The sequence below is a fragment of the Microbulbifer sp. THAF38 genome, from assembly GCF_009363535.1.
Classification (GTDB): Bacteria; Pseudomonadota; Gammaproteobacteria; order Pseudomonadales; family Cellvibrionaceae; genus Microbulbifer.
Genome location: NZ_CP045369.1, coordinates 4,614,718 through 4,638,599, shown reverse-complemented (window position 1 = coordinate 4,638,599; position 23,882 = coordinate 4,614,718). Strand labels below are relative to the sequence as shown.

General features: G+C 52.6%; 21 protein-coding genes. 14 read left to right on the top strand and 7 right to left on the bottom strand.

Annotated features, from left to right (window positions below):
* The first annotated feature begins 419 nt into the window (after positions 1 to 419).
* Positions 420 to 2,039 carry a Na+/H+ antiporter gene (locus FIU95_RS20190; RefSeq protein ID WP_152455955.1) on the top strand — a complete coding sequence of 540 codons (1,620 nt, stop codon included), beginning with the start codon at positions 420 to 422 and terminating at the stop codon, positions 2,037 to 2,039.
* Between the two features lie 63 nt (positions 2,040 to 2,102).
* Positions 2,103 to 2,468, top strand: a complete 366-nt coding sequence (locus tag FIU95_RS20185) for a cupin domain-containing protein (RefSeq protein WP_152455953.1) — start codon at positions 2,103 to 2,105, stop codon at positions 2,466 to 2,468.
* 96 nt (positions 2,469 to 2,564) lie between these two features.
* Here FIU95_RS20185 and FIU95_RS20180 read toward each other — a convergent pair whose 3' ends face one another.
* Together FIU95_RS20180 and FIU95_RS20175 are read right to left on the bottom strand one after the other, a co-directional pair.
* Positions 2,565 to 4,421 carry a monovalent cation:proton antiporter-2 (CPA2) family protein gene (locus tag FIU95_RS20180; RefSeq protein WP_152455951.1) on the bottom strand — a complete coding sequence of 619 codons (1,857 nt, stop codon included), beginning with the start codon at positions 4,419 to 4,421 and terminating at the stop codon, positions 2,565 to 2,567.
* A 13-nt stretch (positions 4,422 to 4,434) separates the two neighbouring features.
* Positions 4,435 to 5,742 (bottom strand): sodium:proton antiporter, encoded by a 1,308-nt coding sequence (locus FIU95_RS20175; RefSeq protein ID WP_152455949.1) that lies wholly within the window; start codon positions 5,740 to 5,742, stop codon positions 4,435 to 4,437.
* 451 nt (positions 5,743 to 6,193) lie between these two features.
* Between FIU95_RS20175 and FIU95_RS20170 the strand changes: the two genes are divergently transcribed.
* Together FIU95_RS20170 and gstA are read left to right on the top strand one after the other, a co-directional pair.
* Positions 6,194 to 6,592, top strand: a complete 399-nt coding sequence (locus tag FIU95_RS20170) for a DoxX family protein (protein WP_253868763.1) — start codon at positions 6,194 to 6,196, stop codon at positions 6,590 to 6,592.
* Positions 6,593 to 6,759: 167 nt separating this feature from the next.
* Positions 6,760 to 7,365 (top strand): glutathione transferase GstA, encoded by a 606-nt coding sequence (gene gstA, locus FIU95_RS20165; protein ID WP_152455947.1) that lies wholly within the window; start codon positions 6,760 to 6,762, stop codon positions 7,363 to 7,365.
* 15 nt (positions 7,366 to 7,380) lie between these two features.
* On the opposite strand, the gene FIU95_RS20160 is transcribed toward gstA, so the two are convergent.
* Both FIU95_RS20160 and hexR read right to left on the bottom strand, forming a co-directional pair.
* Positions 7,381 to 8,640: a multidrug effflux MFS transporter gene (locus FIU95_RS20160; RefSeq protein WP_152455945.1), complete on the bottom strand. Its 1,260-nt coding sequence runs from the start codon at positions 8,638 to 8,640 to the stop codon at positions 7,381 to 7,383.
* Positions 8,641 to 8,754: 114 nt separating this feature from the next.
* Entirely contained in the window at positions 8,755 to 9,609 is an 855-nt protein-coding gene (hexR, locus tag FIU95_RS20155; RefSeq protein WP_152455943.1) for a transcriptional regulator HexR, read from the bottom strand.
* Positions 9,610 to 9,749: 140 nt separating this feature from the next.
* Here hexR and uvrD point away from each other — a divergent pair, with 140 nt between their 5' ends.
* The 4 genes from uvrD to FIU95_RS20135 all read left to right on the top strand — a co-directional run bounded on the left by uvrD (position 9,750) and on the right by FIU95_RS20135 (position 15,066).
* Entirely contained in the window at positions 9,750 to 11,954 is a 2,205-nt protein-coding gene (gene uvrD / locus FIU95_RS20150) for a DNA helicase II (protein WP_152455941.1), read from the top strand.
* A 133-nt stretch (positions 11,955 to 12,087) separates the two neighbouring features.
* Positions 12,088 to 13,215 (top strand): TRAP transporter substrate-binding protein, encoded by a 1,128-nt coding sequence (locus FIU95_RS20145; RefSeq protein WP_152455938.1) that lies wholly within the window; start codon positions 12,088 to 12,090, stop codon positions 13,213 to 13,215.
* Between the two features lie 192 nt (positions 13,216 to 13,407).
* Entirely contained in the window at positions 13,408 to 14,112 is a 705-nt protein-coding gene (locus FIU95_RS20140) for a hypothetical protein (protein WP_152455936.1), read from the top strand.
* Positions 14,113 to 14,199: 87 nt separating this feature from the next.
* Positions 14,200 to 15,066 (top strand): hypothetical protein, encoded by an 867-nt coding sequence (locus FIU95_RS20135; protein WP_152455934.1) that lies wholly within the window; start codon positions 14,200 to 14,202, stop codon positions 15,064 to 15,066.
* A gap of 37 nt (positions 15,067 to 15,103) precedes the next feature.
* Here FIU95_RS20135 and FIU95_RS20130 read toward each other — a convergent pair whose 3' ends face one another.
* From FIU95_RS20130 to FIU95_RS20120, 3 genes are all read right to left on the bottom strand, one after another.
* The gene (locus tag FIU95_RS20130) at positions 15,104 to 15,502 is read right to left on the bottom strand and encodes an acyl-CoA thioesterase (protein WP_152455932.1); all 399 of its coding nucleotides are present in this window, start codon (positions 15,500 to 15,502) and stop codon (positions 15,104 to 15,106) included.
* 131 nt (positions 15,503 to 15,633) lie between these two features.
* Positions 15,634 to 16,998: a TRAP transporter large permease subunit gene (locus FIU95_RS20125; RefSeq protein ID WP_152455930.1), complete on the bottom strand. Its 1,365-nt coding sequence runs from the start codon at positions 16,996 to 16,998 to the stop codon at positions 15,634 to 15,636.
* Positions 16,995 to 17,567 carry a TRAP transporter small permease subunit gene (locus FIU95_RS20120; RefSeq protein ID WP_152455928.1) on the bottom strand — a complete coding sequence of 191 codons (573 nt, stop codon included), beginning with the start codon at positions 17,565 to 17,567 and terminating at the stop codon, positions 16,995 to 16,997. The genes FIU95_RS20125 and FIU95_RS20120 overlap by 4 nt, the downstream gene beginning before the upstream one ends.
* A gap of 183 nt (positions 17,568 to 17,750) precedes the next feature.
* Between FIU95_RS20120 and FIU95_RS20115 the strand changes: the two genes are divergently transcribed.
* The 6 genes from FIU95_RS20115 (at position 17,751) to FIU95_RS20090 (ending at position 23,780) form a co-directional block, all read left to right on the top strand.
* Entirely contained in the window at positions 17,751 to 18,803 is a 1,053-nt protein-coding gene (locus FIU95_RS20115) for a PstS family phosphate ABC transporter substrate-binding protein (RefSeq protein WP_152455926.1), read from the top strand.
* A gap of 138 nt (positions 18,804 to 18,941) precedes the next feature.
* Positions 18,942 to 20,321, top strand: coding sequence for a phosphate ABC transporter permease subunit PstC (gene pstC / locus FIU95_RS20110; RefSeq protein ID WP_152455924.1), 1,380 nt, complete (start codon positions 18,942 to 18,944; stop codon positions 20,319 to 20,321).
* Positions 20,314 to 21,600, top strand: a complete 1,287-nt coding sequence (gene pstA, locus FIU95_RS20105) for a phosphate ABC transporter permease PstA (RefSeq protein ID WP_152455922.1) — start codon at positions 20,314 to 20,316, stop codon at positions 21,598 to 21,600. Before pstC ends, pstA begins: the two co-directional genes overlap by 8 nt.
* 100 nt (positions 21,601 to 21,700) lie before the next feature.
* Positions 21,701 to 22,510, top strand: a complete 810-nt coding sequence (gene pstB / locus FIU95_RS20100; RefSeq protein WP_253869151.1) for a phosphate ABC transporter ATP-binding protein PstB — start codon at positions 21,701 to 21,703, stop codon at positions 22,508 to 22,510.
* Positions 22,511 to 22,535: 25 nt separating this feature from the next.
* A complete protein-coding gene (gene phoU / locus FIU95_RS20095; RefSeq protein WP_152455918.1) occupies positions 22,536 to 23,243 on the top strand; it encodes a phosphate signaling complex protein PhoU in 708 nt (235 codons plus the stop codon).
* Between the two features lie 213 nt (positions 23,244 to 23,456).
* The gene (locus tag FIU95_RS20090; protein ID WP_152455916.1) at positions 23,457 to 23,780 is read left to right on the top strand and encodes an antibiotic biosynthesis monooxygenase; all 324 of its coding nucleotides are present in this window, start codon (positions 23,457 to 23,459) and stop codon (positions 23,778 to 23,780) included.
* Positions 23,781 to 23,882: the final 102 nt, after the last annotated feature.

Here is a 23,882-nt window from a genome sequence, read left to right as displayed (position 1 = left end):
TATTGAGCCGCAAAGAAAAACTGCCCCCATTGATAATCTTGAAAATCTGGATCTATTGGCGTTTTAGCAGAAAAGTACCTCTGGGAGTTTATTTTTTCGCGTTCACTCTTTGAAAAAGAGGATATGGAGACGCAACATAAATTGCTAAATGGGCCGTCGGAATTGATTGATAAAGGAATAATTAAACCACTCTGGGCCAAAAGTTTGGTGAGATAAATGCGGAAAATTTGCTTAAAAGCATACAGTCTGATGCTTTGGCACCTGTGACATTAAACAGGCGCTACTAATATTTCCTTGTATTGACTTTCGCTTTATTTCATTACCCGGAAAACTTATTTCCTATACTGGCCGAATAACTGACCCGATAATTCGGGTTGAAAACTGCGGTGTGCGGTCTTTCACAGGAATATAAGTGGGCGATGCATTATCTCGTTGTTGCACTGCTGTTACTGCTGGTAGTGGCGCTCAGCTTGATTGTCGCGCGTGTTTTGCCTTTTCCGATTCCCCTACCTCTTATTCAAATCCTGGGTGGTGTTCTACTGGGATCTGTATTTGGCATAAGAATACCCTTAGACCCGGAAATATTTTTTCTGCTTTTTATTCCGCCATTACTTTTTCTGGCGGGCTGGCGTATTCCCAAGGGGGCCTTCTTTAGAGACTTGGGTTCAATCCTAACTCTGGCTGTGGGATTGGTGATTTTTACTGTTGTGGGAATGGGTTTTTTCATTACTTGGTTGTTACCGATTATGCCGGTTGCCATGGCCTTCGCTTTAGCGGCAATACTCGCACCTACGGACCCTGTAGCAGTATCTGTCGTGCAAGGGGGCAACAATATTCCGCCGAGACTGGAACATATTCTTGCTGGAGAATCGCTATTTAATGATGCCTCTGGGCTGGATATTTTTCGCATTGCTTTGGCTGCGGCTTTGACAGGTAGTTTTTCTTTTTCACAAGCGGTGACTGGGTTTTTTTGGGTTGCTATAGGCGGAGTAGTCATTGGCGCGGGAGTGGCTTTTATTTGCGGTTATCTGTTGCGCTGGCTGGTCCATCTCAGTGGTGAAGATACGGCTATTCAGATTTTGGTAAGCCTGCTGGTTCCTTTTGCTGCTTACCAGGCCGCTCAGAGTGTTGGTGTATCGGGGATCCTCGCTGCCGCGACTGCGGGGTTTGCCACGCATTACACCAGCCTTCACGGTTCGGAAAAATCCACCACCCGCATGGATCGTCACGCGGTGTGGAGTACGGTGCAAATTGTGCTTGATGGCATTATTTTCGTGCTTTTGGGCGAACAGTTGGTTCGGCTTATAGATTCCGATACCAGCTGGGCCCACGATGTTGGGCTCGCAATGATGTCGCTGTATATCCTGGCTATATTTTTTGTCCTAATGTTACTGCGCTTTGTTTGGGTATGGGTGTCGCTTTACCTATCACGTTTTCGTCGAAATATTCCTTCTCTTTCGACCCAATTTACTTTGGTTAGTATTTTGAGTGTGGCCGGAGTGCGTGGGGCAATCACCCTGGCCGGGGCATTTTCTCTGCCCCTGCTAATACCCGATGGTTCACCCCTGCCGGGTCGTGATGCGGCGCTGGCAATTGCTATGGGAGTGATTCTGATTTCACTGCTTGTCGCTAGTGTATTCCTGCCCTTTTTGCTCAGGCATATACCAGATACTCCTCTCCTGGCGGCGATCGGTGATGAGAAAGGGGCCAGGGTTTCTGCTGCCAAAGCCGCGGAGCAACGGCTGATCAGTCTTCGTAAAGAAATAGACGGGCGCTGGAAAAACAAAGAGATTGCTTATGAAGCGATTGATCACCTGCTGGAAATATACCGTCGACGCATAATTAATGGTGATGATGAAACTAGTGAGACCATATGGATACGCGCACGCGTGGAGCGAAATTTTCGTCTGGCGGCACTTGCCGCCGAGCGGCAACGCCTTTTTGATTTGCGTGTGCACAGGGAAATTGATGATGAGTTGCACCGAAAGTTAGTACTAGAAGTAGACCTGGTTGAGGCCAGTTTAATTTCCAAGGAATAGACTATGGGCAGAAATATTTCTATGGCTTATATAGATCAATGATCGCGATTCAGGTGTAGATATATGGAATATATAGAGCTGCTGAGTGTGGATGGTGTATCTACTTTTAAAAAGCAAAAAATAGCATCCAAAATCCACGAACCTCTTGGAGACTATTCTGAACCCTTTCAGGTGCGACAATTATTTTTTCGTGAATTTGATGAGCATCGGGTGTTTGATTGGCACTGCGCGCCACGAGCGCAGTTTATTTTTTACTTGGCCGGAGAGGTAAAAATAACCACGAGTTCCGGTGAGCAGCATACTTTTAGAGCTGGTGATATTTTATTGGCCAAAGATTTATGCGGAAAGGGCCATGTGAGCGAAACTCTCACACCAGGCCGGGCTGTGATCGCTGTACTCGATCACAATCCCGCTGATGGCCGCCAATAGGTAGCGATTAAATCCGACTCGCTGAGAATGTTCTCTGCCAATACATAGTTTTACTTAACAGATTTTTCTTGATGCTAAGTGCTTAGCCAAAATTCTTTAGGGCTTTTCTGTTTCCAGTTTGGCCTCTTCCCAGTAATGATCCAGATGCAGATCCTTGTCACGACGGTCTTCCTGCAGGGCTTGCAGGAGTTGCTCGCGATAAATACGACTCTGGGCGATATGTTGCGCTTCGTCGCGCCAGTAGGGGAAAAGAGCCTCCAGCATACGCTGGTCGTGCTGTTTAAACTTACGTGCTGCGCGACGCGCCTGTAAGGGGGTGAGTCCCAAAAGTTCCAGGGCCTTCTCGCCAATCGCCAGGGCCGGGTCTATGGTCTCGCGGAAAATATATTTTACTCCGGCCTCCATCAGTGCGTATTGATGCATGCGGCTGCGTGCCCGCGCGAGAATCTTCAGGTGCGGAAAGTGTTTTTGCAGCTGCGCGACAATCTCCAGGGACGCGGCCTGGTCGCTCAGGGTGAGAATCACCAGACGCGCATTGGCGGCGCCGGCGGCACGCAACAGGTCTTCCCGCGTGGCATCGCCGTAATAGGCCTCAATGCCATAGCGACGCACCAGATCCAGCTGTTCAGCGTTGCGCTCCAGCAGGGTGGTGCTAAAACCGCAGGCATTGAGCAGGCGTCCGGTGATCTGGCCGAAGCGACCATAACCGATAATGATGACCGGTGAATTGGAATCCATTGGTGTTTCGTGCTCGACTGCCTGTGGGACTTCAGGGCCGATTAGAAAACGCGGTTGGATAAATTTTTCAAATACCAGCAGTAATATCGGTGTGAGCGCCATTGTCAGGGCAATCAATGCCACGAGCAGGCTGCTCACCTCGGCGTCGAGCACCTGGATTTGAATGGAAAAAGACACCAGTACAAAGCCAAACTCCCCTGCCTGAGCCAGGGATAGAGCGAACAGCCAGTCCTCCCCTTTGGACATGCGCAAAAAACGGGCCAGTAGAAATAGAACGGCAAATTTCACCAATACCAGCGCCACCACCAGGCCGAACAACAGCAACGGATTCTGTGCGATTTGCGCGAAGTTTAGACTGGCGCCCACGGCGATAAAGAAAAGCCCCAACAGCAACCCTTTGAAGGGTTCAATATCCGCTTCCAGCTCGTGGCGAAACTCACTTTCCGCCAACAGGACTCCGGCTAGGAAGGTGCCTAGAGCGGGCGAGAGATCAAGCCAGCTCATTACCGCTGCTGCACCGAAGACAATTAACAAGGCAGTAACAGTAAACATTTCGCGCACTTGGCTGCCGGCGACCAGACGCAACAGAGGGCCCAATAGGTAGCGGCCGGTGATGGCGAAAGCGGCAATGGTGCCGATAACTGCAGCGGCATACCCCCAGCCCTCCAAATCGCCAGCGTGGGACTCGGCGGTAGTGCCCGCGAGTAATGGCAGCAGGGCGAGAATGGGAATTACAGCGATATCCTGTAGCAATAGCACCGCAAAGGCACTGCGTCCGCCTTGGGTCTTGAGGAGTCCTTTCTCACTGAGTGACTGCAATACAATGGCGGTGGATGACAGGGCCAGAATCAAGCCGATCGCTACAGCCGTGGGCCAACCCATATTGAAAAACCACAGCGCTATACCGGCTACGGCGGCGGCGGTTAGTAGCAGTTGGGCGCTGCCGGTGCCGAGAATGGCGCCACGCATTTGCCACAACTTTTTAGGCTGCATCTCCAGGCCGATCAAAAACAGCATCAGCGCTACGCCGAATTCAGCCACATGCATTTCGTCGCTGGCATCCCCTACCAGGCCCAATGCGCTGGGCCCTATAGCTACCCCGGCGAGCAGGTATCCGAGTACGGAACCCAATCCCAAACGTGTGGCAATAGGCACGGCGATAACCGCGGCTCCCATAAATATGACCGCTTCAACAAGGAAGTTTGAGTGTTCCATCAATCGATTATCGCTATTTTATGGTGTGTTGGTGATCGCTGGCGGACGCGCTTTCCGGTTCGGCAAATTCGCGGCTGCGGCGTATTAATGGCGCTATGGTAGAGCCCTGTATCACAATAGAAAAGAGCACCACGCCATAGGTCATGACCACCCACAGGTAACGCAGATCCTGCCCCTGAACGTAAGCGCTGCCCGAGGGAATAGACATTGCCAGAGCCAGTGCCAGGCCACCTTTGAGACCACCCCAGATCAGTATCCGGTTGGTATAGGGGTGATAGCGACGTCGCCTTTTTAAATACAGGAAGGGCACTCCCACCGCCATTACCCGTGCCAACAGCACGATCACAATGCCTGCGACCATCAGCAAGTAGTCCGCCGGGCGCAAATCGATGGTGATCAGGAACAGTCCCACCAACAGGAATAGCAAGCCGTTGAGGAAGTCTTCGGTGATATTCCAGAAGTTATCCAATTCGTGTTGGCTCACCCGGGAAAAGCCGCGCTCGCGGGTGAAGTTCCCGATGATAATGCCGCTTACCACCATCGCCAGGGCGCCGGAGACACCGAGGATATTGGCTAGAGAGAATCCCGCCGTGGGAATGACCAGGGTGAGTAACAGTTCCAGGCTGTGGTCATCGGTGCAGCAGATCAACCAGTGAAACAGTCCACCGATAATCAGGCCGAGCAAAATGCCACCCACCGCTTCCAATGCGAACAGCTCTGCCACTGCAGGAACCGTTGGCTGGCCTCCCTCGAAAGCCACGGCATAAATTACTGCAAACACCACGATGCCAAAGCCATCGTTGAACAGAGATTCCCCCTCCACCTGGATGGAGACCTGCTCAGGCGCTTTGAGGTTTTTCATGATGGCCAGCACGGCGATGGGGTCGGTGGGGGAGATTAGCGCACCGAATAACAGGCAATAGATGAAAGCCACCGGCATGTTGATCAACATCAGGAACCAGTACAGCAGGGCACCCACCACAAAAGTGGAAATCAGGGTACCGACGATCGCCAGCAGGCCAATTTCCAATTTTTGGTTGCGCAGTTCCAACAGGTCGATATGCAAACTGCCGGCGAAGAGCAGGAAACCCAGCATCCCTTTGAGCAGGATATCCTCCAAATTGAGCAACGGCAGCAACTGGTCCGCCCAGGTGCGCAACTCCACCACCCCCAATTTGCCCAGGCCGGTAACAATGAGTGACAGCGCCAGGGCTCCAGCCGTGATTGCAATGGTGGTTTGTGCGCGCAGCACATACTGGTTTAGGAAGCCGAGAAAGACCGACACCGCGGCAAGAAAACAAAAGGTGTAATAGACTTCCATGCCGTGCGTGGACTCCAGGGGATAAGAATTGCGGGGCTCTGCCCAGCCCTCAAAAGCAGCGGCTTACAGCGCTTTTTTGGGGCGAAATTATCAATTGCTGAGCGTGCCGTTATTGTAGTCGCGCAGGGGCCCGCTCGAGTTTCCCTGACAGGGCTCTGGGCACAGGGGTGTCTGGTGTGGATACCGCCGGTTGCGCCCTGGTTGGGGGCGCGCAATTGTAACGGCTCCTCGGTGCGGCACAACCGCATTTTTGATTTATATCCACAACAGCTTTTTCGCGCCTGCCGAAACTGCCATTCGTTTATTTCTGGTTCGTCTGACTATCTATTGCGGAGCAAGTTTCTCTCCGTTGAATTCATTGCTTTCGGCATAGCCTCCATTCAGGCGTAGCTTCCCAACTACACTGGAGGCATCTGGTAAAACCAAATGCAAAAGTGCAAGAGAGGAAGTCGTGGCAAATCATCCATTGTTATGTGATACCTCCAAACTGGTCGGGCGGGTGTTGATGTCCCTGATATTTATTTTTGCTGGGTGGAACAAAATAGGCGGTTACAAAATGACCGAGGCCTTTATGGTGTCCATGGGGATACCCGCGCTACTGCTTCCCCTGGTGATTATTGTGGAGTTGCTTGGAGGGCTGGCGATATTACTGGGGTTCTTTACCCGCTTCTCCGCGGTGATCCTTTTTCTTTTCTGCCTGGCCAGTGCCTGGATGGTGCATTATTCCCCCGGTGATCCCGGTGAAATGACGAGCTTTATGAAAAACATCACCATCGCCGGAGGCTTCCTGATCCTCGCCTGTGCCGGGGCCGGTCGCTTCAGTCTGGATCACTGGATTCGCAAAAAATAGCGCCAAATAGACTGAATGGGTTAGGGCGGGATTTGCGGCTTACCGAGGCTACCTCAGGCATTCGTCGACCCTATTCGGCACTTGTGCCGAGCACTTTGCAAATGCGCACCTATACTGCCTTTTGCCGCGACTGCCTGATGCCGCGCAATCCATTCGGGAGGATCACCGTGAAACTCTTTTACGCGCCTGGAGCCTGCTCCCTATCTCCACATATTGTCGCCCTAGAGGCGGGCATTGATCTGGATCTTTGCAAAGTGGATCTGAAGACGCACACCCTGGAAAATGGTGATGATTTCCACAGGGTCAACCCCAAAGGCTATGTGCCAGCCCTTCAGTTAGAGGGCGGTGAGTTACTCACTGAGGGCGCTGCAATCATGCAGTTTCTCGCCGAGCAAAAGCCCGACGCCGACTTGGCACCACCGGTGGGCACTCTGGATCACTACCGCATGTTGGAGTGGCTGAATTTCCTCAGTGCAGAAGTCCATAAATGTTTCCTGCCATTATTTTGGAACGGCTCAGAGGAGGAGAAGAAAAAGGCTCAAGAAAAGATTCTGCGTCGGATGGATTATGTCGAAGAGCAGTTGCAGAGCGATTTCCTATTGGGGGACGCCCTATCTGTGGCGGATACCTACCTTTATGTCATTATCCGCTGGCTCAAGGCTCTGCATTTCGATATGTCGCGCTGGCCCCGGCTGCAGGCTTTTCAGCAGCGTATGGAAATGCGCCCGGCGGTTCAGCAGGCTCTGCAAGAAGAAAAAAGCCAGGCAGCTTGATTTCGAAGGTATGTATCAGCGCGGAGTGATGCGCCTGGTAATCGGTATATCCGATTCTATTGGGTTGCGCGCCTGAGCGATGACCAGTGAGGAGAACAGGGCTACCACGGCGCAGGCGAACATGGACCCGGCGATGGGAACCAGTGTGCCTGTGTGCAGACTACTCACCAGCCCGCCGAGCACACCGCCGGTGATAAATATTGTGGCCCCATAGAGGGCGTTAGCGCTGCCACTGATCTTGGGGAAAAACTCCAGGTAACAGGCGGCGGCGTTGGGCCCGGTAATCCCGATACAGCTCATCACCAGCACCAGCGGCACCATCCACAGGATTAACTCTCGGATCCCCGTCATAGTACCCAGTAATAACAAGCCACAGCCGAGCATCTGCAAGGTAACGCCGATCAGCAAAATATTGCGTGGCTGGAACAGGTTGAGCAGGCGGATGTTGACCTGCACCATACAGATGAGCCCCAAAATACAGGTGCCAAAAAACAGCGGGAAGTGGCTGGGACTGACATTGAAGTAATCCATAAATACAAAGGGCGCGGTGGTGATGTAGATAAACATCGAGCCACTAACACAGGCCTGAGTAGCGAGAAACCCGAGGGCGCGGCGGTTACGTAAAACCTGGCCATAGGTGGAGACCAGTGAGGCCAGTGGCATCAACTGGCGTCGTGCGCGGGTGAAACGCGAAACGGTTTCCGGTAGCAGTAAGCGCACCAGTACCAGCATGGCGATGGCGTACAGCAACAGAAACACAAAAATGCTTTGCCAGCCTCCCAGCGTCAGCAGTAGCGAGCCAATGACCGGGGCAATCATGGGGGCGATCAGCATGATAGTACTGATCATGGAGATAATTTTGGCGGCCTCACGCCCACTGTGCAGATCGCGCACGATGGCCGCGCAAATCACCGTAGCAAAACCCCCACCTACTGCCTGCAAAAAACGCAGGATGATCAATTGGTCTACATGATCGGCAAACAGGATCAGCAGCGAACTGACGATATAAATACACAGGCCGATAGTGCCCACCAACCGTCTTCCCCAGCGGTCCGAGAGCGGCCCACCGAAGAGCTGGCCGAGAGCAAAGCCCAATAAAAAACTGGAAACCGAGTATTGAACCCGCGCAACCTCCGTGTCCAACGCCCCGGCCATGGCCGGTATGGCCGGCAAGTAGCTGTCGATGGAAAACGGCGTCAGGGAGACCAGAGCCGCCAGCCATACCACCAGCCAGCGCGGTGCCTTTTGCTCAGCGGATAAAGCAGTGGATGTCATGGAATTGCTCTGGGACGATTTGGGGGCTCTTGTTGGCGGTGACAATAGATCGCTGAATACAGCAGGCATGGTAGAGGGGGCGCGACACCTTATCTAGTGCCGCATTCCGCTCCCTCAGTGCTTGTCTTCCCGCAATGTGTACAGGCCCTGTTTGAGTTTCAATAAATGTTCCTGCAACTGGGGGCCTTTGCGCTGGGCAACGCCAATGGCGAGTACATCGATCACCACCAGGTGGGCGATCCGCGAGGACAGCGGCGTATAGATCTCGATATCCTCTTCCACATCGACTTCCAGCGGGATACTGGCCTGCTGTGCCACCGGTGAACCGCTTGGTGCGAGGCCAACCACTAGGGCGCCCTGCTCTTTCGCCATGCCCATGGAGCGCAGCAATGCCTTGGTGCGTCCACTTTGCGAAATCGCCACCACGATATCGCCCGGCTGCATGGACATGGCCGACATATTTTGGATGTGATGATCCGAATGGGCCGCGGTGGCCAGCTGCAGGCGGAAGAACTTGTGCTGGGCATCGGCGGCTACCGCACCGGAGGCGCCGAAGCCAAAGAATTCTACCCGTTTGGAAGCGGCAATGGCGGTCACTGCGGCTTCCAGGGCGCGGTCGTCGATGCGGTCGCGAACCTTCAGTAGGGTATCTACGGTAGAGTCGAATACTTTGCGTTTGTACTCGGCGATAGTGTCTGTCTCAGTCACCGCAATCTGGCCGAAACTGGGGCTTGAGGCCAGTTGCTGTGCCAGATTCAGCTTAAATTCCTGAAAGCCGGAACAACCCACTGCACGGCAAAAGCGCACTACGGTGGGCTCGCTCACCTGGGCCTCTGTGGCCAAGTCGACGATACGCATATGAATGATTTCGTCGGGATTGGCGAGAATATACTCCGCCACCTTGCGCTCAGATTTGCGCATGGATGACAGCTGTTCGCTGATTTTTTGCGTGACTTCCGCCGGTTTCACAGGACTACCTTCTCTGATGCCAGATGCCGCAGTTTAGCCGCTGCGCCCTCTGCTGGCGAGCGGCTTGGCATTGTCAGCCGGGGCAAAATCCTGTTTATTTACACAGGTCTCGCACAGCAGCTCTGGTACAATCTTCGCCCATGGACGTATCTCAGATTTTAGACCCCCTTAACGACGCCCAGCGCGAAGCGGTAGCTGCCGCGCCAGGCAATCAATTGGTTCTGGCCGGTGCCGGCTCGGGCAAGACCCGCGTGCTGGTGCACCGTATTGCCTGGCTGATGCAGGTGGAGGGCGCCTCGCCCTACTCCATTATGGCGGTGACCTTCACCAACAAGGCCGCCCGCGAGATGCGCGCCAGAATTGAGGAGCTGCTGGGGGTGAATACCTTCGGTATGTGGGTGGGCACCTTCCACGGTTTGGCCCATCGGCTACTCAAGGCCCACTGGCAAGAGGCCAAGTTGCCGCAGAATTTCCAGATTCTGGATTCCGACGACCAGCTGCGTTTGATCAAGCGGGTGCAGACAGATCTGGGCCTGGACGATAAGAAGTGGCCACCGCGGGAGACCCAGTGGTGGATTGGTGCGCAGAAAGACGAAGGCCTGCGCCCGCAATATATTAATGCCGGCGCCGATCCCTGGCTGCAGACCATGGTGCGCATCTACTTCGCCTATGAAGAGGCCTGCCAGCGTGGTGGATTGGTGGACTTCGGTGAGCTGCTGCTGCGTGCCCACGAGCTCTGGCTGAATAACGACGCTATTCTCGCCCACTACCGTCGGCGTTTCCCCTTTATCCTGGTGGATGAGTTCCAGGATACCAACACCATCCAATACGCCTGGCTGCGCCTGCTCGCTGGGGAGCAGTGCCACATCACCGCCGTGGGGGATGATGACCAGTCCATTTACGGCTGGCGCGGCGCCAAGATCGAGAATATCCAGCACTTTTCCACAGACTTGCGCGAAGTGCAGACGGTGCGACTGGAGCAAAATTATCGTTCCACCTCCACCATTTTGAACGCGGCCAACGCGGTGATCGCCAATAACAGCGGTCGCCTGGGTAAGGAGCTGTGGACCAAGGGCGATGAGGGCGAGCCCATCGCCGTCTACGCCGCCTATAACGAGCAGGATGAATCGCGCTTTATTGTCGAGCGTATTAATGACTGGGTGCGCGATGGCAACCGCCGTGACAGTATCGCTATTCTCTACCGCTCCAATGCCCAATCTCGGGTACTTGAAGAAGGCCTTCTGCGCGAGCAAGTGCCTTACCGTATTTACGGCGGCCAGCGTTTCTACGACCGCCTGGAAATCAAAAATGCCCTTTCCTATCTGCGCCTGATCAGCAACCGCAATGATGACACCGCCTTTGAGCGGGTGGTGAATACCCCCACGCGCGGTATCGGTGCGCGCACGGTGGAGATGGTGCGCTCTTTTGCTCGCGAGCAGGGCTGTTCTCTGTGGCAGGCGGCCAAGCTGATGTTGCAACAGCGGGTTCTCGCTGCGCGCGCCGGTAATGCCTTGCAGAGCTTCCTGGATCTGATCAACCAGCTGGCTGCAAATGCCGAAGATAAAGAGCTGGACGCCATTGCCGAGGATGTAATCGAAACCAGCGGCCTGCTGGAATTCCACGGTAAAGAAAAAGGTGAGAAGGGCCAGACCCGGGTGGAAAACTTGCAGGAGCTAGTGACTGCTTGTCGCTCTTTTACCGGTGTGGACCTTCCCGAGGGTGAGGAAGATGAGGAGGAAATACCTCTTCTTAACCAGTTCCTCGACAGTGCTGCCCTCGATGCCGGTGAAGGCCAAGCGGATGAGTTTGAAGATGCGGTCCAGCTGATGACTCTACACTCCGCCAAGGGCCTGGAGTTTCCCCTGGTATTTATGGCGGGTGTGGAGGAAAACTTGTTCCCGCACAAAATGTCCGCGCAAGAACCCGGCCGCATGGAGGAAGAGCGACGCCTCTGCTACGTGGGTATTACCCGCGCCATGCGCAAGCTGTATATCACCTACGCGGAAAACCGTCGCCTGTTTGGCAGCGAGACCTATAACAGCCCGTCTCGTTTTATCGGTGAGATTCCTGCGAACCTGGTACACGAAGTGCGCCTGAAAACTGAAATTTCCCGACCACTCTATCAGGCGGACTACGGTAAGGTGGGTCAGTTCTCTGATCCGGCCCCGGACTTCGATGACCTGCCACCACTGGCCCTGGGCGGTCGAGTGGAGCATGCAAGGTTTGGCGAAGGCACCGTAGTACAGTTCGAAGGCAATGGTCCACGTGCGCGGGTGCAGGTCAATTTCGATGATGCCGGTAGTAAATGGCTGGTGGTGGCTATGGCTAAGTTGCAGCCCCTATAGATTTAGCTTTGGTAAAAACCGGGCCACATTAAAGATATTTTTCTACAGTGGTTTTGGTTTTTGCCAAGGTCTCGAATATTAAAAAAAGATCATTAATCGATGGTCTGCGCCATAAAAAAGATAATTAAAAGCGATGAAAAAAGTTAACTGGTATCCCGCTATTATTTTGGGCCTCATCGCCCTGCTGGTTATTACCTTTGCTGCACTGGTCACTTCCCGTGCGGCACAGGGGCCTACACAACACTTTTCTGATACGGACAACAAAGAGCTGTTCGAGTGGAAGCTGGTTACCACCTGGCCAAAAAATTTTCCAGGGCTCGGCCAGGCACCGGAACGCTTCGCAAAAAATGTTGAGAAGATGTCGTCCGGCCGTCTCAAAATAAAAGTTTATGGTGCCGGCGAGCTGGTACCGGCACTGGGTATTTTTGGCGCGGTATCTGAGGGCGCTGCACAGATGGGGCACGGTGCCGCCTATTATTGGAAAGGCAAGATTCCAGCGGCTCAGTTTTTTACCGCAGTGCCTTTTGGTTTAAACGCCCAGGAAATGAATGGCTGGCTGCATCACGGTGGCGGTTTAGAGCTCTGGACGGAGATTTATGAACCGTTCAATTTGATCCCCCTGGCCGGAGGCTCCACCGGGGTACAGATGGCGGGTTGGTTTAATAAGCCGATTAATTCCGTTGAGGATTTGCAGGGCCTAAAAATGCGTATTCCTGGCCTGGGAGGTGAAGTTTTAAATCGGGCCGGTGGTACCGCTGTGACGATCCCCGGTGGCGAACTTTATACAGCTTTGCAAACTGGCGTAATCGATGCGACTGAATGGGTCGGCCCCTACAACGATCTCGCTTTTGGTTTCCACCAAGTTGCCGAATATTACTACTACCCCGGTTGGCATGAGCCCGGCTCGATGATGGAATTTATCGTCAACAAAAAAGCCTTTGAGAAATTACCCAAAGACCTGCAAGTCATTGTGAGGGTCGCAGCCCGTGAAGCAAACCAGGATATGTTGGATGAGTACACCGCGCGTAATAACCGCGCCCTGCGAGAGCTGGTGGAAACACACGGGGTAAAGGTTAGGCGCCTGCCAGATGATGTACTTTCACACCTGAAGAAAATCAATTCACAGATTATGCAGGAGACTGCCAATAAGGACCCGGAATTTGCGCGTATTTATAAAGCTTTTAAGGACTTTGAGCGTGATGTGCGGCCCTATCACCAGATTAGTGAAGAGGCTTATTACCAGGCTCGGGAGTTAAATTAACTTTGAACCACTTCGAGGTCAGGGTAAGTGAATATTGGCTTTCCATGACATCTCCCGCTTTTTTATTATAAGAAAGAGAAACCAGCGGGTCGCTTATATTTTATCCCTTTTGTCTTTTTTTTCGTCAATATTTACATAATAATGCCGCGGCTTTTTTATCTGACTAAAGAAAATATGACTGGGGAGTTATAAATGTTTAGAGTTTTTAGCCTTTTTGTTTTGGGGGTAGTATTTCTTTCTGGTTGTGCGGGGGCGCCGCAACTACCTGTTGAGCCTGATCAAAGATTTTGGCAACAACAAGAAAAGCGTGTGGGGATAATAATATCTTCGGCACCAACACCAGATGTATATCTTCCTGGTGCAAGTTGTTTGCTGTGCTTAGCAGCTGCTGAAGTGGCGAATTCTTCACTTAGTAAGCATACCGAATCACTCTCGATAGATGACGTAATGGTCATCGCTGTCGATGTGAACGAACTTCTTCAATCTAAAGATATTGAAGTGATAGAAATTCCTCAGGAGCTCAATTTGCGCAGGTTGCCTAAGCATAAATCTGAGGCTCCTAATTCTACTAAGAGAGATTTTTCACATTTTGCAGCGCAATATAATATTAGTCATCTTTTGGTGTTAGATTTCAATGCAGTGGGTATGCTTAGAACTTACTCAAGTTATATACCTACTAGTGAGCCCAAGGGATACTTTGAAGCTTTAGGTTATTTAGTGGATCTGTCAGATAATACCTATGAATGGTATCGTCCCGTAAAAGTCCTCAAAGCGGCTGCTAATGAATGGGATGAGTCTCCAAATTTTCCTGCCCTAACAAATGCTTATTATCAGGCGATTGCAGAAGGGAAAGAAATCCTAATTTCCTCTTTTGGTACAGAAAAAGCTATTCAGTAAGTCTTAATTCTCTGTGTCTATTGGGCGTTAATATGTTTATTGACGCCCAAGCTTAAATTCGTAAAGACTGTTTTTTCAAGAATTAAAATGAAATATCAAATATTATTTGTCTTATGTGTGTTAGTTGTAGGGTGTGCTAGTAATAAAACTTCCCCATATGTTGAATATGTTAATCAGCCCATTAGCATTCCTGCAAATTCCGCGATAGCAATCAAAGTGGAAGAATTTGAGATCCCTCCATTCCGTGGACAGGTTAATTATGACAACCTTGATGTAAATCATGGTCAAATGGCATATATAGGTGTGACTCCTGGAGCTTTTGCGGGCTCTATTCTTGCTCATGCTTTAATTGTAGGAGCTGCAGGAGATAGTAAAAAAAAGGCTGAGCAGGAAGAGGCTGACAAGATCTTAGATCTCTATCGAGAAGCTATCGCGACTTTTACTGCAGCGAATCTTACAAAAGCTGCAGTAGTTGATTTTCAGCAAAAAAATATTGCATTCAATGTTTGGGAGGCAGAAAACAGCGATCCCTGGATTGTTCAATCCTACCCCATGTTCTTTCTCTCGCAAGACAGAAGTACCTTGACGCTAAAGAATTCTGTATCAATTTTCGAGAAAAATAATAGAGAAAATCCCGCCTATCAAAATCTGATTGAGGTTGTTTCTTCTCCTGTAAACGAAGACAAATCAAATGTAATACCAGTCGCAGCTCTTAATGAATTGAGCATCAAGTTATTTGTTGATTCACTAGTTGTGATGAAGACAGAATTATCAGGAGAGCACAAGTTAGATAGCAAAGAAAAAACGTTAAGTTTTTATTCTGGTGGAAAGAAAGTCTATGAGCGTGGCCGGATTCTTTCAGAGAGTTGTGATCGAATGAGTTTTAGAACCTTACGTGGTTGGGTGAAGTCAGTACCAATTGAAAGGAAAGCGCAGACCTGTTCAGTCAGTTAGTAGACTCTTGGGGGAGGAGCCTCCCCCAACCCCTATACTAGGGCAGCGGCCTGGTATGACCTCTATCGTCAATAGCGACAAAAACAAACTCACCTTCGGTGACTTTTACCTGCTCACCAGAATCCACCCGTGTCAGCCATACCTCAACCATCGTCCTAATAGAGGAACGCCCCACCTCGATAGCCTCGGCATAGCAGCTGACTGTTGAGCCAACCGGAACCGGGCGTAAGAACACCATACTGCCTACTGCGACGGTAGTTACCCTGCCGCGTGCGATGCTTTGGGCCAGAATTGCTCCAGCGAGGTCCATCTGCGACATCAGCCAACCGGCGAATACGTCTCCCTGGGGGTTGGTATCACGGGGCATAGCCAGGGTTTGCAGGGTAAGCGTGCCTGTTGGTTGCGGGTTTTCATCAAGGGCTGAAAGTGCGGACATCGACTGCTCACAGATTGTTAGAGTTATTGGTTTCCACCTGAGGGAAGGTGGCGCATTCTAGCACAAATTGTCCAGTAAATGACCAGCATCCTTTGTAAAAGCTTCCTCTAATCCTTTGGCAATACACGGTGTTAACCGGTTAATAACCCTGGCAGCCAAGTCACCAGAGCAGGCCAAAGCGCCAGGAGGCACAATATCAGCAGCTGAATAGCGATAAATGGCATAACGCCGCGATAGATAGCGGAAGTGGCCACTGAACTTGGCGCAACACCGCGAAGGTAAAACAATGCAAATCCAAAGGGTGGCGTAAGGAAGGAAGTCTGCAGGTTGATCGCGATCATGATACCCAGCCATACCGGATCTAAGCCCATTGCCAGCAGTACCGGCCCGACGATGGGCACCACCACAAAGGTGATCTCGATAAAGTCGAGAATAAAACCGAGCAGAAAAATTACCAGCATTACCAACAGAGTTGCGCCGACAACACCACCGGGCAGGTTGTGGAAAATGTTGGTGACTAACTCTTCACCGCCGTAACCGCGGAAGACCAGAGAGAATAGTGAGGCGCCAATAAGGATGGCAAAGACCATTGCACTTACCTGTAGAGTGCTGCGACCCACCTCCCCCGCCTGTGTCCAAGGCAGAGCGCCGCGACGGTAAGCCAGTAATCCGGCGCCCAGGGCACCTACGGCGGCGGCTTCTGTAGGCGTTGCGGCACCGGTAATAATGGAACCCAGCACTAACAGCATCAGAGCGATTGGAGGAAAAAGGCTGCTCAGTAGCGGCCAAACTTCCAGAGGTTGCCGCTGCGCGGTCTCGGCCTTACTCGGAGAACGGCGTGCCACGAACAATAGGTAAACAATGTAGGCTGCAACCAACATTAGGCCAGGGATAATCGCGCCGATAAACAGATCGCCAACGCTGACCGGCTTCGGATTAAAAATACCCGCGGATAGCTGTGCCTGCTGATAGGCGTTGGAGAGAGTATCCCCAAGTAGAACCAGTGCAATTGATGGAGGGATGATTTGCCCGAGGGTGCCGGTGGCACAGATAGTGCCGGTGGCGAGCTTGGGAGAGTAGCCCTGTTTCAACATGGTGGGCAGGGACATCAATCCCATCGTCACCACGGTGGCACCCACAATACCGGTACTAGCCGCCAGAAGTGCGCCGACCACTACCACGGAGATGGCCATACCCGCCGGTGCACCCATAAATACTTTAGTCAGATTGACCAGTAAGTCTTCGGCGATCTTGGCTCTCTCGAGAATCACTCCCATTAGGACAAAGAGTGGTACGGCTACCAGGGTGCCGTTTTGCATAATGCCGTAGAGGCGGTCGGGGAAGGCGCGCAGAAGTTCTGCATCGAAAACGCCATACACGATACCCAGGCCGGCGGTGATTAGGGCCATACCGGCGAGGGTGAAGGCCACCGGGTAGCCGAACATCAACAGCCCACAGACGGCGGCAAACATCAGTAGTGGTATCAGCTCGATCATGCTTCGGCTTCCTCCACTTGTTTGAGGAGATGTGGTTTCGCCACAGCCTCGCTCGCCGGGCTAGAAACCTCCATCAGCTGTAATAAAGCGCGAAGAAATTGGGCGCTGCCCGCGAGACCAAGGGTTATTGCCGCGAGGGGAATCAGGCTTTTCAGTAGGAAGACACCGGGAAGGCCGCCGGCATTGGCGCTCTCCTCAAGCACTGACCAACTGTTCAAAACGAAATGCCAGCTGCCCAGTAACATAAGGGTACAGAGTGGCAGCAGAAATAAGAGAAAGCCGACAGCGTTAACCCAAGCCTTGCCCTTGGGATCCATTCGCCGATAGAAGACATCGACACGCACATGGGCGTCGGTTTGCAGGGCATAGGCCAGCCCCAGCATGAAGGCGGCACCGTGTAGATAGATCACGGATTCCTGTAGCGCGATAGAGCCACTGTCAAACAGGTGGCGTAGGGCTACGACGCAAGATTGCAGTAGGACCATGGCCCAGGTAAACCAGGCGAGCAGGTGGCCGGTGCGACTGGACAGACTCTCCAGTGCACGCGCTCCACGCATCAGAAATAGCATGGGGGCTTCTCTCTTTACATCTTATTGTTATCTCGTTTGCATGCAGGTTACCGCTTTGCCTGCCCGGGCACCAGCGGGGCAAATTTCAGGTTGTAATCTTTTTGTCATGTTTTATTCATAGAATCGTCATCCGTTCTTCCTAGCATCGCCGCGTGAAATAAAAAACACTCATCGGAGTTACACATGAACAAGCGAATTCTGGCTACTTCCTTGGCGGCATTGACCCTCGCCACTTCTCAGGTGGCTCTGGCGGCGCGCGACTACATCAGCGTTGTTGGTTCCTCCACTGTTTACCCATTTACCACCACTGTGGCGGAGCGTTTCAGCCGTGCTACCCAGTTCAAAACTCCGGTAGTCGAATCCACAGGTACTGGCGGCGGCATGAAGCTGTTCTGCCAGGGCGTTGGTGAAAGCACTGCGGACATCACCGGTGCCTCTCGCCGCATTAAGCAGTCTGAGCTGGAGATGTGTAACGGCAACGGCGTTGATGTTGTGGAAGTACAAATCGGCTACGACGGCATCGTGTTGGCGAATGCTAAGAAAGCGACTCCTTTCAAGCTTTCCCGCAAGGACATCTTCCTGGCGCTGGCTAAAGAAGTACCGAACCCGAACGGTTCCGAGACTCTGGTTGCCAATCCTTACAAGACCTGGAAAGACGTAAACCCTGCGCTGCCCAACACCAAAATCGAAGTTCTGGGTCCGCCCCCCACTTCCGGTACCCGTGATGCCTTTGCCGAATTGGCAATGGAAGGTGGCTGTAAGAAGTTCGATTGGATCGCAGCCATGAAGAAAAAAGACAAGAGCGCTTACAAGGCGATCTGTCACAACGTACGCGAAGACGGCGCTTATGTTGAAGCCGGTGAGAACGACAACCTGATCGTCAACAAGTTGGTTGCCAATCCGAATGCCCTGGGCATCTTTGGTTTCAGCTTCCTCGACCAGAATGCCGATAAAGTACAAGGCTCTATGATCGAAGGGCAGGCTCCGACTTTCGACTCTATCGCAGATCAGAGCTACCCGGTTTCCCGCCCGCTGTTTATTTACGTGAAGAAGGCACATGCCGACGTAGTACCGGGTATCAAGCAGTTCCTGGCAGAGTTCACCAATGAGCGCGCCTGGGGTGATGAAGGTTACCTGACTGACAAAGGTATGATCCCGCTGCCCCAAGAGAAACGCCAGAAAATTGCTACTGACGTTCGCAAGCTGAATGCCCTGAGCAATCTTGCTGCGAAGTAAATTTATCCTGGAGTAGTACAGTCAAAGGGAATTGACGGCCAAGCTCGAGAGGGCTTGGCCGTTTTTATGAAAGCCAAGTGGAAACACAGGGAAAAGTCGGGATAATGCCGACATCGACATTTTTAGCACGGTAACTCAATGCAAACCCCCACACTGTTCGCCCTTTTGCTGCTGTTGATTTTAGTGGCCTACGGTACCGGCTTTAGTCGTGCACTGAGTGCAGCGCGCAGCCGCGGAGGCCTGCGTAATCTGGCCTCACTGCCCAGCTATCACGGTTTATTTACCGCGCTTTGGTGTGGTTTACCGGCACTTTTACTACTGGGTGCCTGGCTGATTTTTGACGATGCCATTATTCGCTCTATGGTGATGCACAGCATTGCCGATAAACCCGATACCATTGCCGGGCAGAACCTGCTCTATGCACAAATTCAAAACCTCGCTGCTGGCCATTTGGTGGGGGAGTCATCCCCTCAGTTGCAGTCGGCGGCGGAGCATCTCAGTCAATTGCGCAATAACTCCAATACCCTGCAGGCCTTTTTAAGTCTGGTGTTGGCGGTGGGCCTGGGGGCATTTGCACTGTTGCGTTTTTCTCCGGAGCTGCGCGCCCGTGAGAAAGTAGAAAAAGTCCTTAAGTCTATTCTGATTACTTGTGCCTGCGCCGCGATTTTTACCACTGTGGGTATTTTGTTCTCGGTACTGTTTGAGTCGCTGCGCTTTTTCCAGTCGGTGCCGGTGACTGAATTTTTGTTCGGCTTACATTGGAGCCCGCAGATGGCCCTGCGTGCCGATCAGGTTGGTTCCAGTGGAGCTTTTGGTGCGGTACCCCTGTTTACCGGTACCTTGATGGTTTCCGCAATTGCCATGTTCGTGGCGGTGCCAGTGGGCCTGATGGCGGCTATTTATCTGGCCGAGTACGCCAGCAAGCGCGTGCGCAACGTGGCCAAGCCAATTTTGGAAATTCTCGCCGGTGTACCCACAGTGGTATACGGCTTTTTTGCGGCGTTAACCGTCGCTCCGTTTATTCGTGACCTGGCCACCTCCATTGGCCTGCAGGCCTCCAGTGAGAGCGCCCTGGCCGCTGGGTTGGTAATGGGGATTATGATTATCCCGTTTGTCTCCTCATTATCTGACGATGTGATTAATGCGGTACCGCAATCCCTGCGCGATGGCGCTCTGGGGTTGGGTTCAACCCAATCGGAGACCGTGCGCAAAGTGGTGATCCCCGCAGCACTGCCGGGAATTGTCGGCGGTGTACTCTTGGCGGTGTCCCGCGCAATTGGTGAGACGATGATCGTAGTAATGGCCGCAGGCCTCGCCGCCAATCTCACCGCTAATCCCCTGGAGTCGGTCACCACCGTTACCGTACAGATCGTGACGCTACTGGTCGGCGACCAAGAGTTTGACAGTCCCAAGACCCTGGCCGCGTTTGCGCTTGGTCTGATGTTGTTTGTCTCGACTCTGGTACTGAACTTTATCGCCCTGCACGTAGTGAAAAAATACCGGGAGCAGTATGACTAATCTCACTCAGACGCAGGTTCGCGAGCGTATCGAAAAGCGTCTCGCCAGCCGTCATCGCAAGGAAAAACTGTTTCGCGGGCTGGGTATTGCCAGTATTGCTTTCGGCATTCTCGCGGTTGTTATTTTGTTTAGCGATATTATCAGCAAGGGTAGCGGTGCCTTTGTACAGACTGCCATTGAGTTGGAAGTACACTACGATGCGCAGGTACTCGGTATTGAGAAGGTCGATGACGAGAGCCTTGCCTGGGCCAACTTCACCGGGGTGATCCGCGAGGCCCTGCGCGAGCGTTTCCCTTCGGTGACTGGCCGCAGTGACAAGCGTGAACTGTATTCGCTGGTTTCCTCTGGAGCGCCCTTTAACCTGCGTGATCGCCTGGCCGCAAATCCAGAGCTGCTCGGTAAGAGTGAGAAGGTGTGGTTTGCCGCTGACGACGATGTGGATACTTTTGTTAAAAGTCTGAAGGATTCCAAAGAAGGCTTCCGCGGCCGTACCTCGGAACAGAAAGCCGGCTGGATCGAACAGTTATTGGAAAGTGGCGAACTGAAGAAGCGTTTTAATACCATCTTCTTTACCAACGGCGACTCCCGTGAACCGGAGCAGGCCGGTATCCGCGCGGCCTTGATGGGGTCGCTGTTTACATTGCTGGTGACCCTGGCGCTGTCTTTCCCAATCGGGGTGGCTGCGGCCATCTACCTGGAAGAATACGCACCAAAGAATCGTTGGACCGACCTGATTGAGGTGAATATCAATAACCTCGCCGCAGTGCCATCCATCGTATTCGGCCTGCTGGGGTTGGCGATCTTTATCAACTTCTTTGAGTTGCCACGCTCCGCGCCCCTGGTTGGCGGTCTGGTACTCACCCTGATGACATTGCCGACAATTATTATTTCCAGCCGTGCGGCCCTGAAGGCGGTGCCGCCTTCGATTCGCGAAGCTGCGATGGGTATGGGTGCCTCGCGTATGCAGGTGGTTTTCCACCATGTGCTGCCGCTGGCCATGCCCGGTATGCTCACCGGTGCGATTATCGGTATGGCCCAGGCCCTGGGTGAGACTGCACCCCTGCTGATGATCGGTATGGTTGCCTTTATTGTGGATGTACCCGGAGGGGTGACCGATCCGGCTACGGTATTGCCGGTGCAGATTTTCCTCTGGGCGGATAGCCCCGAGCGCGCCTTTGTGGAGCGCACCTCGGCAGCCATTATGGTATTGCTGAGTGTATTGATTCTTATGAATGCCAGCGCGGTAATGCTGCGCAAGAAACTTGAGCGCCGCTGGTAACAGCGCGGATAATCGGAAAACGGGATTATTTATGAGTACCATGACCCTGGATGCCGCCGGACATACTGGAGCGGCGCAATCCGAACTGACCGGTGACAAAATGGCAATCAGCCAGACCGAGGTGCGGAAAACAGTGGGCCAGCCCTTCTCTGACACCGCCAAGTTGCGCATGCGCAATGTGAATGTGTTCTACGGCGAAACCCAGGCTATTCACAACGTTGGCCTGGATATCGGTCGCAATGAAGTTGTGGCGATGATTGGCCCATCCGGTTGTGGTAAGTCCACCTTCCTGCGCTGCCTCAACCGCATGAACGACACCATTGAAGGCTGTCGGGTTGAAGGCGAGTTGAGTTTGGATGGCGATCCCATTTATGGTCCCAAGGTGGATGTTGTACCTCTGCGCGCACGGGTGGGTATGGTGTTCCAGAAACCCAACCCCTTTCCCAAGTCCATCTATGAAAACGTGGCCTATGGCCCCAAAATTCACGGAATCGCCAGCCGCCGCGCCGACCTGGATGAAATTGTGGAAAACAGCCTGCGCCGCGCCGGCCTCTGGGATGAGGTCAAGGATCGTTTGGATAAACCAGGTACCGGCCTGTCCGGCGGTCAGCAGCAGCGTCTGTGTATCGCCCGTGCTATTGCGGTGAGCCCGGAGGTGATTTTGATGGATGAGCCCTGCTCCGCCCTGGACCCAATTGCCACTGCACGCATTGAAGAACTGATTGATGAGCTGCGCGAGAACTACACTATTGCCATCGTGACTCACTCGATGCAGCAGGCGGCTCGTGTCAGCCAGCGCACGGCTTATTTCCATCTGGGGCATCTTGTCGAGGTCAACGACACTGAAACCGTGTTCACCAATCCGGAGCACGAACTAACCGAAGCCTATATTACCGGCCGCTTCGGCTGAGCCAGTTCTGCCCCGAGGGATAACTATGGAAATGCACTTCGATCAACATATCTCCCGCCAGTTCAACGAGGATCTGGAGGGAATTAAGACCGAGATGTTGGAGATGGGCGGCATGGTCGCCCGTCAAGTTGCCGATGCCGTTGATGCCCTGTCCAATGCCGACAGTCAGTTGGCGGAGGAGGTCCTGCGCATTGAAGAGGAAATCGACAAGTGCGAGATGGCCCTGGACGAGCACGCGACCTTGATTATCGCCAAGCGCCAGCCCGCCGCCTCGGACCTGCGCATGGTGATGTCGGTAACCCGCATTGCCCGCGACCTGGAGCGTATTGGCGATGAGGCCAGCAAAATCGCGAAAATGGCAATTGCACTCACTGATGAGGGCACCTCACCGCGCGGCTATACCGAGATACGCCACCTGGCCAACGCTGTGCGCAAAATGCTCAATGATGCCTTGGATGCCTATACCCGCTTCGATGTGGAGTCCGCATTGCGCACCCTCGCCGAGGATGAGCAGGTGGATATGGATTACCGCACCGCCGTTCGCGAGTTGGTGACTTACATGATGGAAGATCCGCGCAGTATTTCCCGTGTAATCAATGTGCTGTGGACACTGCGCTCACTGGAGCGCATCGGTGACCACGCCAAGAATATTTGTGAGCAGGTGGTCTACCTGGTGGAGGGGGCGGATATTCGCCACGGCCACGAGAGAAACCTGAACTTAAGGAAGTCCTGAGTTCCCCACCCAAAAGAAGGTCGCTTAACGCGGCCTTTTTTATTGCATGTGCTTACTGAAAAGATGGAAGGGAAGAGTTCACTAAATTTTTGAGTCGAGAGAGAAATAGAGGACTGCTACCAGTGCTTAGGGAATTATTCACAATGTGTCATAAGAGGGGAGCGTTCTTTCCTACCTTTCTATTTGCAAGTAGATAGCTCAAGGGGATAGTCGGTGAAATATATTTTTGAGGTTCGAATCAAGGAAGGCTTCACAGCGGAAGAATATGCCGATGCCTGGGTACGTGCGTCCCAATTAATTCAGCGAGCACCTGGGGCTATGGGGACGGAACTTTTGCAAAAGATCGGTGACGAAAATACTCTGATCGCCATCGCTACCTGGCATAGTAAAATTGAACGTGATGCCATGCAGTCTCGGCACACGGCAGAGATAGACAGGATTATTCAAAGCGTTGCTCCTTTTGTAGGTATACGCCTTTTAGGTGAGTATGAGGATTTTCGAAAAGTAGATAGTTCTTTTGCAGATAGTAAGCGCTAAGGATAACTAGAAAACCTGAATAGAAGCTGAATAAATAAAAGTTTTTCTCAGTCATTAAACAACAGCAAATAATACACACCCTTACAAGGAGATAGCTGCTTA